At 52.6% G+C, this 15,623-nt stretch carries 10 protein-coding genes, 1 tRNA gene and 1 pseudogene; 6 read left to right on the top strand and 6 right to left on the bottom strand.

What is annotated here, in order from left to right:
- Positions 1-406: 406 nt before the first annotated feature.
- The 3 genes from AMR42_RS12770 to AMR42_RS12780 all read right to left on the bottom strand — a co-directional run bounded on the left by AMR42_RS12770 (position 407) and on the right by AMR42_RS12780 (position 2,851).
- Positions 407-478 (bottom strand) — tRNA-Gly (locus tag AMR42_RS12770).
- 181 nt (positions 479-659) lie between these two features.
- The gene (locus AMR42_RS12775) at positions 660-1,289 is read right to left on the bottom strand and encodes a hypothetical protein (protein WP_099534004.1); all 630 of its coding nucleotides are present in this window, start codon (positions 1,287-1,289) and stop codon (positions 660-662) included.
- Between the two features lie 44 nt (positions 1,290-1,333).
- On the bottom strand, positions 1,334-2,851 hold the full coding sequence (locus tag AMR42_RS12780) for a peptidoglycan-binding protein (protein ID WP_099534005.1): 1,518 nt from the start codon (positions 2,849-2,851) through the stop codon (positions 1,334-1,336).
- Between the two features lie 296 nt (positions 2,852-3,147).
- Here AMR42_RS12780 and mutS point away from each other — a divergent pair, with 296 nt between their 5' ends.
- Together mutS and AMR42_RS12800 are read left to right on the top strand one after the other, a co-directional pair.
- The gene (gene mutS, locus AMR42_RS12790; protein ID WP_099534009.1) at positions 3,148-6,099 is read left to right on the top strand and encodes a DNA mismatch repair protein MutS; all 2,952 of its coding nucleotides are present in this window, start codon (positions 3,148-3,150) and stop codon (positions 6,097-6,099) included.
- Positions 6,100-7,079: 980 nt separating this feature from the next.
- Positions 7,080-9,581 carry a bifunctional diguanylate cyclase/phosphodiesterase gene (locus tag AMR42_RS12800; RefSeq protein WP_099534012.1) on the top strand — a complete coding sequence of 834 codons (2,502 nt, stop codon included), beginning with the start codon at positions 7,080-7,082 and terminating at the stop codon, positions 9,579-9,581.
- A gap of 53 nt (positions 9,582-9,634) precedes the next feature.
- Here AMR42_RS12800 and AMR42_RS12805 read toward each other — a convergent pair whose 3' ends face one another.
- Positions 9,635-9,874 carry a hypothetical protein gene (locus tag AMR42_RS12805; RefSeq protein WP_099534014.1) on the bottom strand — a complete coding sequence of 80 codons (240 nt, stop codon included), beginning with the start codon at positions 9,872-9,874 and terminating at the stop codon, positions 9,635-9,637.
- Positions 9,875-10,215: 341 nt separating this feature from the next.
- Between AMR42_RS12805 and AMR42_RS19935 the strand changes: the two genes are divergently transcribed.
- From AMR42_RS19935 to AMR42_RS12820, 4 genes are all read left to right on the top strand, one after another.
- Complete coding sequence (locus AMR42_RS19935) at positions 10,216-10,632, top strand: hypothetical protein (RefSeq protein WP_143473072.1); 417 nt, start codon at positions 10,216-10,218, stop codon at positions 10,630-10,632.
- A 5-nt stretch (positions 10,633-10,637) separates the two neighbouring features.
- Positions 10,638-11,621, top strand: a complete 984-nt coding sequence (locus AMR42_RS12810; protein WP_099534015.1) for a histone deacetylase — start codon at positions 10,638-10,640, stop codon at positions 11,619-11,621.
- Positions 11,622-11,857: 236 nt separating this feature from the next.
- A complete protein-coding gene (locus AMR42_RS12815; protein ID WP_099534017.1) occupies positions 11,858-13,624 on the top strand; it encodes an N-6 DNA methylase in 1,767 nt (588 codons plus the stop codon).
- Positions 13,621-14,343 carry a restriction endonuclease subunit S gene (locus AMR42_RS12820; RefSeq protein ID WP_099534018.1) on the top strand — a complete coding sequence of 241 codons (723 nt, stop codon included), beginning with the start codon at positions 13,621-13,623 and terminating at the stop codon, positions 14,341-14,343. Before AMR42_RS12815 ends, AMR42_RS12820 begins: the two co-directional genes overlap by 4 nt.
- 487 nt (positions 14,344-14,830) lie before the next feature.
- Here the strand turns inward: AMR42_RS12820 and AMR42_RS12825 are convergent, their stop codons facing one another.
- Positions 14,831-15,310 carry a sensor histidine kinase gene (locus AMR42_RS12825; protein ID WP_099534020.1) on the bottom strand — a complete coding sequence of 160 codons (480 nt, stop codon included), beginning with the start codon at positions 15,308-15,310 and terminating at the stop codon, positions 14,831-14,833.
- A gap of 108 nt (positions 15,311-15,418) precedes the next feature.
- Positions 15,419-15,623, bottom strand: a pseudogene (locus tag AMR42_RS21210) (IS4 family transposase); the annotation flags it as partial.

Here is a 15,623-nt window from a genome sequence, read left to right on the forward strand (position 1 = left end):
TTTCAAAACCACGGCTGCTGAACGAGCGGGATTAGCGACTAGGGCATGGACTTGGCATGACATTGCTACCTATCCCACATTAATTTGATTCACTACCAATCAATTTCTCTACGGAGATCGTTAATTTTATACCTGAACTCTAATCCATGATTGGGTGATTTGAGCTGTAGCCACAAAACTACGATCCAGCGCTGGATATGATCTTGGGGCATTGCTGAGTATCCCTGAAGCGATCGCGCTGTTTGTGTCTGTCGTGGAATACCTGGCCCGAGCTGGCAACTGAAGGGGGCGGGGGTTGTGTTTTTGCCGACGATCGCGATCGGGATCGAACCAATGCACCAAGAAAGTGCGCAAAACAAAAGCGACCAATCAGATTTCTCTAATCAGTCGCTTTTTGTTTTTAAAGAGCGGGTGACGCGATTCGAACGCGCGACATTCACCTTGGCAAGGTGACGCTCTACCACTGAGCTACACCCGCTTGCGTTTGACGCTTTAGTAGAATGCCAAGAGTTTTTTGATTTGTCAAGGGTTTCAGAAAAAATTTTTCTAAGAATTTTCTAGAAAGTATTCAAAAAGTATTCAAGAGGATTCTGGGGCTGTTCCTGGGGACTGTTCTGGGATGTGTTGCTTTGAGCGGCTGGCTGCGGGCGATCGCCCCGTCAAGATCCGGACGATTGGGCCGGCTGCCGGGGGGCTGGGGGATAGAGCAGCAGGCTGAGGCCAACGCCCCGAATTAGCCCCACGATCGCCCCGCTCAGGAGGCCATTCAGCAGGGTGTAGCTCGCGGGGATAATTGCACCCTCTAGCCAGTCCAGGCTCATGGCCCCAAAAACCAACATGGGGAAAAGGTTCACGAACCAGGCCAGGGCACAGATCAAAATCCAGCGGTTGGGGTGTTGCACGCGCGATCGCAGGACGGGGGCTTGGAAGGCTCCTTGGATGGCGGCGGCGATCGGGAAGGCCGCTAGCAGAATTGAGAAATTGCCCGATGGCAACCGCTGCCCCAACCAGACCATCAGACCACCGACCGATAAACCCACCCAAAGGCCGATCGCGCTGGCCTTGGCCCAAGCTTTGCCCCGGCGCAGGTGCGATCGCAGCACGAAGCCTTGGGCTAGCCCCACAAAGGGCGCACCCAGCAAGGGCCCCAACCAGGGCAGCCAAGGGAACTGGGGCCAAGAGGCCAGGTGATGTTGCCCAAAGCCAACGGTTCCGGCCACGAGGCTGCTAACAATGGTCCATTCCAGCCAGAGGGGCAGGGGGCGAGGCCGGGGGGCAGGGAGTTGCATAGGAAGGTGGAGAGGGGATGAGCCGATCGCGTGGGAGCGTCACCTCAAAGCAGACCCATGGCCCGTTGGGTGGTTAGGTCAGCAATGCCGGTGGGGCTGAGTCGTCGCGATCGCTGGAAGTTGATGACGGCCTGGGCGGTGAGGTTGTCATAGACCCCGTTTACCCGATCGAACCCCAAGAGACCAAGGGCAGCCAGGCGCTGTTGCAGGGCCGTGACGCGCACCCCTCGATCGCCCGGCATCAACCACCGATCATCGCTGCGGGCACTGGGCGATCGCTGGGCCAGGGGGCTGGTGTTGGGAACGGCTCGCGGGGCGGCGGCGGGCCGAGGCGATTGGAAGGCAGGGACAGCGCGGGCTGGTGTTGCCGAGTTGGGGCCCGGGCTGGCTTGGCTGCGGCTGGAGGCCCCAAACAGGGCCCGGAGGGTGGCGGGGCTGGCTTGGCCCGTGGCGGGGAGTTGGCGCGATCGCTGGAAGGCGGTGACGGCCGCTTGGGTGATGTCGCCATAGAATCCGGTGCTGCGGGCTTTGAGGAATCCCAAGGCTCGCAACTGATCTTGCAGGGCCTTGACCCGATCGCCGCTGTCCCCAGGTTTCAAGGCCTGGTAATCGGGATTCAGGGGCCGCATGGACGGGCGATCGGGTGGGTTGACCGGGGTGGCCGGTTGGGCTGGTGTTGGCTGGGTTGATCGCTGGCTGACTGCTTGGCGATCGGTGGGTTGGCGATCGGCGGGTTGCCCATTGGTCGATCGGGCATTCGCCGGTTGGGCCGCCAGACGGGTTTCGATCGCCCGCAGGGTTTCCGGCGTTGCCCGGCCCGTGGCGGTCAACCCCGCCGCCTGTTGGAAAGCTCGCACCGCCCGGCTGGTGATGGGCCCATAGAACCCCGTGGGCGTGGTTGCGAAAAAGCCCAACTGGCGCAAGCGGGTTTGCAGTTGCCGAACGGCGGCGCTCCGTTGGCCGGGCCCCAGTCCATTGCTGGCTGTGGCCGGTTGGCTGGAAATCGGGCGGTTGGGCCGGGTTGGAGTCCCTTGGCCGCTGTCGGTTCCGGCTCGATCGCGCAGGGCCTGCATGGTGGCCAAGTCCACATGACCCGTGGTTGACAGGTTCAGGGATTGCTGAAACCGTTCCAGGGCTTGGCGAGTGGGGTTGTCGAAATTGCCAGTGGGTTCGGCGGCCAAAAAGCCCAACCGATTCAGGAGCCGTTGCAGTTCCCTGGTGCTGGGGCCCCGATCGCCCGGTTGCAGATTCGCCACCAAGGTTAAATCAGCCCCCGTGGCTTCCAGGAGCGATCGCTTCGTCACAATATCCACCGCCCCCTTGGTATAGAGACCCCGCGATCGCTGAAAGGCTTCTAGGGCAGCGGCCGTGGCGTTATCAAACTGGCCATTGAGGGGGCCGCCGTAATTACCCAGGGTTTTCAGTTGTCGTTGCAAGCGCACCACGCTGGGGCCCGCATCGCCCGATCGCTGGCTGGCCGACAGGGCCCAAGCGGGCGCACCGCCCAAGACCACAACCCCGATCGCTGTTGCCACACAACTTCGCTCGATCGCCCGGCCCATGGTGGTGTCCTCCTGCTTGCTGATGCTGATGGTTAGGGGCTGGCTGTTGTTTGAACCGTGACTTGGGGCCGTTCCTGTGAATGCCTACTTTTGAAGGCTACTTTGGATCGTTGCCTCATCCCGAAGGCTGAGTCCAAGGACTGGTTCAACGGAGCCAAGCTTGTCCTGGCCATGCTAGCTCAGGCGATCGACCGGTTTGCAGGGTCGGTTGCAACGGTTGCGCTGGGCGGGCGGAAGCCCCCACGACCAACCGTTGCCCGATACTATGAAAGACTCCGAAAGACTCCTTTGGCCATATGAGTGCCTCTGCCACGCCGCGTGAGATTCCTAACGCTGACTATCGGCTGCTGAACCGCGATCAGCTCACGCCGATGATGCAGCACTATGTCTCGGTCAAAGAACAACATCCCCAAGCCCTGTTGCTCTATCGAGTGGGTGACTTTTTCGAGACTTTTTTCCAGGATGCTTGCACGATCGCGGAAGTGCTGGAGTTGGTACTGACTTCCAAGGAGGGCGGCAAAGATATTGGGCGCGTACCCATGGCCGGTGTGCCGCACCACGCGATCGAGCGCTATGCGGCGCAACTGGTGGAAAAGGGCTATGCGGTGGCCCTCTGTGACCAAACCCAGGATGCCGCCGAAGCTCAGGGGTTGGTGCGGCGGGAGGTGACCCGAATTCTCACGCCGGGGACGGTGCTCGAAGAGGGCATGTTGGCGGCCCGCAAAAATAACTTTTTGGCGGCGATCGTGCTGGAGCGTCGCCATTGGGGCTTGGCCTATGCGGACATTTCCACCGGGGAATTTTGGGCCACCCAAGGGGAAGAGCCAGAACCCTTGGTGCAAGAGCTGTTGCGCCTGAGTCCGTCGGAAGTGTTAGTGCCGGTGAATGCGCTGGATCTGGTGGGGCTGTTGCGGCCGGGCGAGAGTCGATCGCACCTGAAGGGGCGGGACTTTCCCGATTGGTTACCCGGCCAGTTTTGCTATGCCCTGCGGCCCCAATCGCGGTTTGGGCTGGCGGAAGCAAGGCAACGATTACTCGATCGCTTCCGGCTGCGATCGCTCGAAGGGGTGGGCTGCGATCGCCGGCCCTTGGCGGCCCGGGCAGCGGGCGGGCTGTTGACCTATCTCACGGAAACCCATCCCAGCTCCGAAGACCAAACCCGCGAAATTCCGCTGCAACTGCTCAAAACCTACGAAATTACAGACTATTTAATTCTGGATTACCAAACCCGCCGGAATTTGGAAATTGTCCAAACCGTGCGCGATGGAACCCTGACCGGATCGCTACTGTGGGCGCTCGATCGCACCGTAACGGCCATGGGCGGTCGGGCCCTGCGTCGTTGGTTGCTGCAACCCCTGCTGGATTTGGATGGAATTCGGGCCCGCCAAGGGGCGATCGGGGAACTGATTGACCAGCCCGACTTGCGCCAGGATCTGCAACGGCTGCTGCGGGAAATGTATGACCTGGAGCGATTGGCGGGGCGGGCCGGCGCGGGCACGGCCAACGCCCGGGATTTGGTGGCTTTGGCGGATTCCTTGGGTCGGTTGCCGGAGCTGGCCCAAGTGGTGGGCGGAGGCCGATCGCCCTATTTCCGCGTGTTGCAACAAGTGCCGCCGGCCCTGGAGCAACTGGGCGATCGCCTACGCAGCCACCTGGTTGATGAGCCGCCCCTGTCCGTCACCGAAGGCGGCCTGGTTCGGGATGGCGTAAACCATACCTTGGACACCATGCGCCAGCAATCGGCGGGCGATCGGGACTGGCTGGCCAACTTGGAGGCGATCGAGCGGCAACGCACCGGCATCAACACCCTAAAAGTGGGCTACAACAAAACCTTTGGCTACTTCATTGGCGTGTCCCGGGCCAAGGCGGATCTCGTGCCCGAGGACTATATCCGCAAGCAAACCCTCGTGAACGAAGAGCGCTACATCACCCCGGAGCTGAAGGAGCGGGAAGCGCGAATTTTGTCGGCCCGCGAAGACCTGAACCGGTTGGAATACGAGATTTTCTGTGAGTTGCGATCGGCTACGGGGGAACTGGCGGATCAAATTCGCAAGGTGGCCCTGGCGGTGGCGGCGATCGATGTGTTGACCAACTTTGCCGAACTGGCGATCGCCCGGGGCTATTGCCGACCCGTGATTGATCAAGGCCGCACGATCGAGATTCGGCAGGGTCGCCACCCGGTGGTTGAACAATCCTTACCGGAAGGGTTCTTTGTGCCCAACTCGACCCAATTGGGGTATGAACGATCGGGCGATCGGGCGGGGATCCAGTCCGGTTCGCTGGTGGCTGCTTCCTTCGATGCATCGATTGATTCATCAGCCAATGTATCAATTAATACCCGACCAGATCCGGTCGATCGTGACTTTGATCAACACTTTGATCAACCGTCCGATCGCTCAAAAAATCTACCCCTTAGTTCAGACCTTAATCCAGTCCTTGACTCGGCTGGCCATGCCACTTTTGATCCATCCCTTGCGCCCTCGCCTGGGTCACCGGCCAATCAGCCTCAGGCCGATTTACCCGACGGGCCCCATTTGCCCGATTTAGTGGTGCTCACGGGGCCCAACGCCAGCGGCAAGAGTTGCTATTTGCGGCAAGTGGGCCTCATTCAGCTCATGGCCCAGGTGGGATCCTACGTGCCAGCCCAGGCGGCCCATTTGGGAATCTGTGATCGAATCTTTACCCGGGTGGGGGCGGTGGATGACTTGGCCACCGGGCAATCGACCTTCATGGTGGAAATGAACGAAACGGCCAATATTCTCAACCACGCCACCGATCGATCCCTGGTCTTGCTTGATGAAATTGGGCGCGGAACGGCCACCTTTGATGGCCTGGCGATCGCCTGGTCGGTGGCGGAATATTTGGCCAGCGAACTGCACGCGCGATCGATCTTTGCCACTCACTATCACGAGCTAAACGAACTGGCCACCCTGTTAGACAACGTGGCTAACTACCAAGTGGCCGTCAAAGAACTGCCCGATCGCATTGTGTTTTTGCATCAGGTGCAACCGGGCGGAGCCGATCGCTCCTACGGCATCGAAGCGGCCCGCCTGGCTGGGTTGCCCCCCAGCACGATCGCCCGGGCCCGCGAAATCATGGCCCAAATTGAAAAACACTCGAAAATCGCCGTAGGCCTGCGCAAAACCGCCCAAACTGGGCCTCGGACTCACTCAAAAACTGCTAATGAGCTAAACAGCGCCTCAGAGCCGCCCATCGCCCAATTAGACATTTTTGGAAATGGGAGTTAGGCGTGAGGTTAGTTGACCAGTGTGATGGCTGGGTTAATCACCAGGTTGATTGCTGAGTTGAATTTGGGGTTTTATTTGGAAATCAATTGGGGATTGAAGATTGGGCTGGGTTTTGAGTTAAGCGTTGGGTTTGACTGGCTGCTCGCTTTTGGGGGCTAACGGCTGGTGGCTGATTTTCTGGACTGAACCTGGCGCGATCGCGATCCGGTTTCTCCAAGACTTCAGCGTGATCTCAGGATAGTTCCCCTCAATTCAGACGAATTCTGTCACCGCAATCCTGAAAAATTTCGCCAAATCCAGCGCACCCCATCAATACCGAATTAGCATCGATCGGGACTCATGCGGAGATCGATCGCCTTAACCGACCAAGGAGATAGTTTTGGCTTCTGCTCAGGCATTGACCCACCTCAGATCAATCCTTATGCTCAAAAAGATCACAAGAAATTTGGCAGCCGATCACACAGCGACAGAGGCTCCCTTGACAGGATAGAGGGGAACCCCCGTTCATCCTCAAAAGCAATCGACAAATGGCAGATTGATCGGCTAAAGATAAGACAGCAACGCGCCAAGGCTGAAGCCGTTGCCAGCAAAGCGAACCGGTTCTACGGTTGCCCATCTACCCTTGCTGAAAGTGTATCTATTTCCTTGGGATCTCATCGGAATGCCTCGCTCCGTGAAGTTTCGGACGCGCCCTTGCGGTTGATCGCTGTTGATTTCGGCAGTTTTCCCAAGATTTCTTGGGTTATCTCCGTACTTTTCCGTACTTTGTCGAATCGGTTGGCTAGGATTTGGACAGGTCTAAACCCCCTGACCCAAAATTGGCTGTGGAATCTGGATCTGCGGCCCACCCACAAAGGGCGGATAGCCTGCTGTTTGGTGTGGGGATAGGGATTAGACTCAATCGCCCCGCTACCGGTCTTGAAGGTGATCAGGGTCTCTAGGTTGGTCTACGTCTCCTAGCTCACTATCTTTGCGGATCCATGACGGAAGCGTTTAATCCCCTTCGCACTAGTTCAATCTTGACTCCGCCACCCCTGCAACTACTGGATCAACTGACTTCGCCCATTTGGGTGATTGATCTGTTCGCCATGCGGCTCCACTGGGCCAATCGATCGGGGAGCGAACTCTGGAGCCGATCGAGCCTGCGGGCCTGGGTGAAACATGCCCAGCATGGCCGCCACGAACAAGTGCGGATGCGCCTAGAGCGAATTCAGCAGGCCCTCAGCAAGCGGCAGACCTGGACAGAACATTGGACGTTTTATCGCCAAGGGGAGCTGGTGTCGCTGCCCTGTCTTTGTTCGCGGTTGACTTTGCCGGATCACGGGGAACCCCTGCTGCTGATTGAGGGGCTAGACGAGCGGTTGGAACCCACCTTGGCCAAGGCCTTGCGCCTGGCGGAACAGGACTTGGAACAGCGGGATGCGACGGCGCTGGCGGTGGGGGAAGCCATGCGCTGTTTGATGCTGTTGCCCGATGGCGATCGCGCCATTACCCAAACCCTACAGATGCTAGGCAGCATGACCCAGGCCGATCGAGCCTATGTGTTTCGGAACCATCCCCACCCGGTCACGGGCGAGCTGCTCACCAGCCAGCGTTGGGAATGGACTCGCGCCGGCCTGACGCTGCAAATGGAGCATTTGGAGCTGCAAAACATTGCCTACAAAGATTTAGACCCCAGTTGGCATGAATACCTCAGCACCGATCGGGTGTTGAATTTCCGGCTGCAAGATTTGCCCGCCAACTATGCCTATCGCAGCTTTTGGCATGGGCAGACGGTTCATGGGGTTTTGATGTTGCCCATGATCTTGCAAGGGGAATTTTGGGGGTTCTTGGGGTTCGATCGCTGCCGAACCGATCGGCTCTGGACGGATGCGGAATGCAACCTGCTGCGGTTGGCAGCTGCGGGCATTGGCTGCACCATCTTGCGCCACCAAAGCGATGTGAAGCTGGCCAGCTTCAACATGCAAATTGAAAGCCTGGTGGAACAGCGCACCCTGAAGCTGCGGGCGGCGGTGCAACAACTGCAACAGGAAATTCAGGAGCGGGAACGGGCCGAATCGCAATTGCGCTACAACGCCCTGCACGATCGGCTCACCGGGTTGCCCAACCGCACCTTTTTGATGGAAGAGTTGGCCAAAACCATCCGCCTGATGCAAGTGACCGAGCAAGGGGGCTTTGCGATCCTGTTTGTGGATATCGATCGCTTCAAGGTGATTAACGACAGCCTGGGCCATCAAGCGGGGGATGAACTCTTGGTGGCGATCGCCCACCGATTGCGGCGCTGCTTGCGGCCCACCGACTCGATCGCCCGGTTGGATGGCGATGAATTTGCCATTTTGCTGCAAGACGTGACCACCCGGGCCCAGGCGGAACAGGTGGCCGAATCGATCCATCGCTCCTTGGCGCGGCCGGTGACCTTGGGCAGCCAAGAAATTTTCACCAGCGTCAGCATTGGCATTGCCCTGGGATCTCGGGAATATGACTGTGCGGAGCTGCTGTTGCGGGATGCGGATATTTTCATGCGCCGGGCCAAGGCCATGCGATCGCGCCATGAGGTGTTCGATCGGGCCGTTCACCAACAGGTGCTCACCACCCTGCGCCTAGAACATGACCTGCGCCGGGCGATCGCTCAAATTGAGGACATGGGCATTGATCGAGCCGGTCACCCGGAAGTGCCCATGCCCTTCAGCTTGCGCTATCAACCGATCGCCGAGGCCCGCACGGGTGAAATTCAGTGTTTTGAAGCCCTGTTGCGCTGGCATCACCCGGAATTGGGGCCCATTTCCCCCGATCGGTTCATTGCGATCGCCGAAGAAACGGGCCTGATCATTACCCTCGGCCTGTGGACGCTCTATCGCGCCTGCTATCAGCTTCGGGAGTGGCAACAACTTTTCCCGCAACTGGGCCATTTGCAAATTGCCGTTAATCTTTCCGCCAAGCAATTTTCCCGCCTTGACCTGATGGAGCAAATTGATCAGGTTTTGCATCGCACCGGCATCAATCCCGGAACCCTGAAGCTGGAGCTGACGGAAACCACCATCGCCGACAATTCCGATCTGGCAGCCGCCACCATGTATGAGCTGCGATCGCGCCAGATCGTCCTTTGTCTCGATGACTTTGGCACGGGCTACTCTTCCCTCAGCTATTTGCATCGGTTCCCGTTGGATGTGCTCAAAATTGATCAGTCCTTCATTTCCCAACTGGGCGGGCGCGACAACACCCAAGCGATCGTCCGCGCCATCATCACTCTGGCGGAACAGTTGGGCATGGACACGATCGCCGAGGGGGTGGAAACCGCTGAGCAACTGGTTTGGCTGGCCAACCTGGGTTGCACCTACATCCAAGGCTATTGGCTGGCCCAGCCGCTTCAGGCCAGCGCCGCCACTCAACTGCTGGAGCAGCACGATCCTCGCCTAATTGCGGATTTGGAATCTAACCTGCAAGAGAGCGATCGCCCGTTGGATCTGTTGGCCCGCTCCTAGCACGGTCGATCGAGCAGCGCGAAAAATCTTGAGCTGAAGATGATCGCTAATCGCTAGGCGATCGCCTGGAGGCTGGCATCGTACCAGCGTTGTTCGCCGTTGTCTTCGTAGGACAGCAGCAGGCCTGCGCCTTCGAGGGCTTCGAGTGCCTTCTTGATTTTCTCTAATTTGGCTGTGGTATTTCTGCCGCTGAATCGGCTGGTGGCGCGATCGATTGTCCATTCGCCCCCTTCGGCGCGAACCAGATCGCGGGCGGCGGCGACGCGCTCTTTGAATTCCTTGGGCAGGGGCAAGGGGCGATCGTCCTGCTCCGCGCGGCTCCGCGCGATGTGTTTGCCTGGAAGCGCGGCGAAACGACGGCTACCGCTGGTCAACTGATGGGTCTGAATGGTCTGACGGCTGAGAACCTGGTGAAACGGGCGATCGCGCCGTTGGATTAGGGCTGTGGTGTTTCTGGGGCGATCGTTGCGGTAAAAGTCCTATAAGGGGGGGTATTATCTTGCAACTGCGGGATAAGACCCTTAGTACCGGAGCTAGACCGCAACTGCTTGACAACACTCTGCTGAGGAGAGTTATCCTGTACCTGCGGTCTAATAAATAGTTAGCACCACTGAATTTAGTTGCTAGAGAAAGTATGATGCTTATGTCAACACGATTCTACTACTGGGATGGTCATGTTTCTCTGGAGACAATTCGTGAAGGATCAAAATATTATTTAAGTTTTTGGCCTTCACCAAGCAAGAAAAAAAAAGTTCTATATTCAACTATCCCTCATCTAGTTACTAGTTATGATGAAGATGTTTATAGAATTGGTCGAAAAGCTGATAGTTATCTAACCATGTTTAATTTGCCTTACGAGAGTAAAATGTCATGGTTGCCTAATTGGTATATAAAACATTGGAATTATTCTTATGTTAATAATAATTGCTGTCGTGCAGTTGTAGATGCTTTACAGGATCTTTCAGGTTTAAAAACACGGGGATGGATACCAGTATGGACTCCAGAGGATGCTTGGAATTTTGCATTACGAATCAAAAATGAATTAGGTTAATAATAATGCTTTCTAAGTCTGAATTTCAACCAAAGCTAATTTATTCACCCGAATATAACATTAACTTTTTTGGAGTTGAGAAGCTTCATCCATTTGATAGCTGCAAGTATGGTCGTTCGTGGAATAAATTATTTGCAATCTATGGCAAACAATTACAGTCATTACATATTCTTCCCTCGCGATCTATTAGTCATCATGAGTTATCTACTGTACATACCAAAAGTTATTTAGAACTATTGTCAAGTTCTAGATACTTAGCTCAGGCCCTAGAAATGCCGCCTTTGGCTCTATGTCCCAGTAGATTGATTGACAAGCATATTTTGAACCCAATGCGTTTAGCAACTATGGGAACCTTAATTGCTGCAAAGTCTGCTATTAAAAATGGAATTGGTATAAATCTATCTGGGGGATATCATCATGCTAGTGAAGCTAATGGTGAAGGTTTCTGTATTTATTCCGATATTGGTATAGCAATTGCCTCGCTAAGAATGGAAGGTACTATACAAGAAACAGATAAAGTTGTTATTATTGATTTGGATGCCCATCAAGGTAATGGTCTTGAAAGGATTTTTCTTAATGACCAAAATGTAAAGATATTTGATGTATACAATGCCGAAATTTACCCTAATGATGGGTGGGCAAAGCGTGGAATAGATTTAGATATTCCTTTGAAATCTGGAACCAGCGATAGAAAATACATTGAGTTGCTTCAAGAATATTTGCCGTCCTACTTAGATAGTATAACTCCTATAAGGCTAGCATTTTATAATGCAGGTACGGATATATATTGCAAAGACCCATTAGGAAAATTAGATATATCTGCTCAAGGAGTGCTTAGTAGGGATATTCTAGTGTTCAAGACCTTATTGGAACTTAAGATACCCTTTGTCATGGTTCTCAGTGGAGGATATACCAAGGACAGTTATTTGTTGATAGCTAATAGTATTAGATATTTGATTGATAATACAGCAGGGATTCCCGCTCCTTGATCATTATTATTGCGATCGCTACCCAAAATCAAGCTAACAAGTCACTGCACCCAACTTTATGCTAGGCTTTGAATATTGAACAAAGCTACTTAAGGCGGGTGAGTTCAGCCGTTATGCGGCTCTTGCACCCCTTGCGTTTAGAGCACAAGGCGTAAACACTGATATGATTAGATCCGGTGTGCTGCTATAGGTTGCAGTAGGCTTATTTTTCTTAGTAACGGAAAGGTGTAGTAGGTATGCCGTTGAACAAGCAGGCTATCTTGGATGATATTTTTCGCAACGCACCACCGCTGAACTCTGAGGATGATTGTGCTGAGAATGTTGTTATTCCTTTTCTTTTGAGACTTGGTTATGATAGGAACCAAATAGGGCGGAAAGTCTCGATCACTGGAACTTCAGGACATCGATTCAGAAAACAAGCTGATATTGTTGTTTACATCGGGGAGCGTCCGTCCCTTGTTGTTGAAACCAAGCGTATTCAGCATCGCCTCAAAGAGGAAGATGTTAATCAAGCACTTTCCTATGCTCAACTTCTTGAACCTCCTACACCAATTGCAGTTCTAACTAATGGACGTGATTGGGAAGTATATTACCTGGATAGGGATGATATTGGTGGGTTGGAATCGATTCCTGAGCCGCAAGAACTTGAAAGCATAGTACTTGCTGTCTCTAGTACTACATTTCAGACAGAGAAGCGACAAGCTGCTGAGCGTCTTCTAGTAACTATTGAGAATAAAAGTGGTTTAGAAACAGCATTTAGGGAGTGTCGCAAAGAGCTAGCCAAAGAAGGACTTATTGCTGAGTCTGCATTTGATGAGCTAACAAAAATTCTCACGTGCAAATTTAATGAAGAGAAAAGAGCTGCTGAAGGTCTTGCGCCTAACCGCTTTACATCTCAATGGCTTCTTGGCAGTGGACCTCTCGCTGCATTACAACAGATGTTTTCCGATGCTAAACGAACTTTTAATGTATTTTCTACAGGAACGCAGATTCAAATTAGGAGCAATGAAACGGTTGAAAAGATTGTTCGTGAATTAGAACCATTTGGGCTGTATGGTTTCAAGACTCCGCTAGGTTTGGCTGGAGCTGGTGGAGATGTGGTTGGTTCTGTTTACGAAGCTTTTCTTACTGGGACTTTGCGAGGAGACTTGGGACAGTATTTAACTCCAAGACAATTGGTCGAGTTTATGGTTGAGGTAGCTGATATAAAAATTGGAGAAAAAGTCCTCGATTTATCCTGCGGAAGTGGTGGTTTTCTCATTAGAGCGTTTATAAACGTTCGCAAAAAAATCCGCTCTCTCGACTCTAGCCAAGATGAAAAGGATCGTTTAGTTAGCGATCTCGTAACCAATAATTTGTGGGGAATTGAAATAAACCCGCGCCTCGCAACCTTATGCAGAATAAACATGATTTTGCATGGTGATGGCTATGAACATATTTATACAGGGGATTCGATTAGAGAAGATTTTTTTGAAAATACGGATGGGCGAAGAACAGATTTTTCAGAGATTGAGCAAAATGATGCAGCAAAGTTTGATGTAATTCTTATTAATCCTCCATTCAACATACCCTATGAAGATCCCACTACTCTGAATCGGTATGCTTTGGGGCGCGGCAAAGCTGCTCAAGGTTCAGATTATTTAGTTCTTGAAAGAGCAATTCGATTATTGAAACCTGAAACTGGTCGCTTACTGGTTATTCTGCCGCACGGTGTTGCAAGTGGAGTCTCAGAAACCGAAGTTCGTGATTTTGTTAAGGCTAATACCCACATTCATGGTTGTATAAGTTTACCTGTGGGAGCGTTTAAGCCCTTCGGTGGTTCTAATGCTAGAACTTGTGTCTTATATCTCAAGAAGGCTGCTAGAGACAACAAAAAACGGTTTCTAGCGCAAGCAGAGCGTGTCGGCTATGATATTACATCAAAATATTATAGAGAAACGGATCTAAATGATTTACCTGTTATCGCAGAAGCCTATCATGGAGTAAAGCTAAACTTGCAATGACTATTGAGCTAATTCAAACAGAACCTTTAGTACTAACCATTACTGAAGAATCAGCTAGTAACATTGATACGGTTGATGCTGGTGCAGCATATACACAGTACTTGCACGAACAGATAGGCGACTTTGATCAGCAACCTTTGGGTAACTTTGTAGATGCTGTATCAAGTAGCGTTAACCCTAGATCTAATAGACACGCTAATCAAATATTTGAATACATTGATTTGCGCGAAGTAGATGACATTTATGGACATATATTAACTCTTAAAGTCAGTCGAGGTAGTGAAATTGGCAGTACAAAACATCGTTTTCAAAAAAATGATATTCTCTTTGCAAAAATCATGCCTAGCTTAGCAAATAAAAAGATTGCTTTAGTAACTCAAGATTTAACTAATGCTGTTGCGTCAACCGAGTTTATAGTGTTGAGAAAAAAACAACAAGTTGATATTAACCTTTATTACCTTTTTAGAGCCTTGCGTTCTGATCACTTTACTCGACAAGCGACAGCTAATGTTACTGGAGCAACAGGGCGACAAAGAATCAGTCCATCCAGATTACTAGAACTGCAAATAATTGTGCCTCCAGAGGAGATCCAAACGCAAATTGGGGATGCTGTCGAACAAGAATTTACATTGCGGACATTAGCAGCAGAACAATCAAAAAAAGCTGATGATTTAGCTCAACTTATACTTGGTAGCCTAACACTTAGAACTGATAGCTAGAAAGCCGCATAACAAACCCAATGCACCCGACCGCCGAGAGATTGTCTGTGAACACTCAGGGTTATCTGCGGCGGGTGATTGGGAACGTTATGCCGCTGCGCTGCGAGACCCTTGCAGTGATAGCCATCGGCAACCGACAGAGATCAGGCAGACAATGCACTCAGTCCTGTGATCATCCTCATAACGAGAGCCAGTAGAATCGCTGAGCAACAGTTGGGTGAATCCGCAAGACTTGGATGTGCGATCGCCCCTTTCGGATCGGGCCGCGCCACCCCCAACAAGTCACACCATTCACTCAAAAAAAGCTGATAATTTCCCCGCTCATTGCCGCTTGACGCTTGCCACCGCTGAATGAAGGAATGAATGGCTGAAGGAGCAGGCTCAGGCATGGCGCAATGGGCTGGAGAGCGCGTCGATCTTGGGTGAGGTTCCTATTGTAACCCTAACTTCTGCCTCCTGCCCTGGCCATCCTGACTGACGCTTGGGGCTAAGTGGATTGCCCTTCTTGCTTCAGGGGCATCACGATCGTAAACGTCGATCCTGCACCCGGCACAGAGCTAAACCGAAGCTGGCCCTGGTGTTGCTCCGTCACAATTTGATAGCTAATCGACATCCCCAGCCCCGTGCCTTTGCCAACCGGCTTCGTCGTGAAAAAGGGATTAAAAATTTGTGATTGGATGCTGTCCGGCATCCCCACCCCATTATCGGTAATTTGAATTTGCACCCGATCGCCCCGCAAAAGGCGCGTTTGAATTTCAATACAACCCTTAAATTGACCCCTAGCTGATGAATTAGGGTTCGTAGCGTCCAGCGGATTCGTTTGATATTTTTCAGTAATTGCCTCGATCGCATTGGCAATCAAATTCATAAAGACCTGATTTAAATTGCTGGCATAGCATTCCACCGCCGGTAAATCGCCATAGTCACATTTCACCTGAATTTCCGGGTGGTCGGGTGCAGCCTTCATCCGATGTTGCAAAATCGCCAAGGTGCTGTCAATGCCTTCATGGATATTGACTGGTTTATAACAAGCCTCATCCCAGAAGTGTTGAATCTAAACACAAAACTTCATATTCTAGGCAACAAGAGTTTCTGGCAGTAAATCATAGCTCCAATGACTGATTGAGCCATAGCGACCGAGTACAACTTGCAAATATCGCAATTTATCTAGTAGCGTCTGACTATAGAACTGCGGCAATTCTATTAACTGCAAGATGGCATAAGCAATTAAGACCATGTAGATCTGTATTGCTACGCCATTTTGATTTTTCGTAATGAGC

It is taken from the genome of Limnothrix sp. PR1529, assembly GCF_002742025.1.
Classification (GTDB): Bacteria; Cyanobacteriota; Cyanobacteriia; order CACIAM-69d; family CACIAM-69d; genus CACIAM-69d.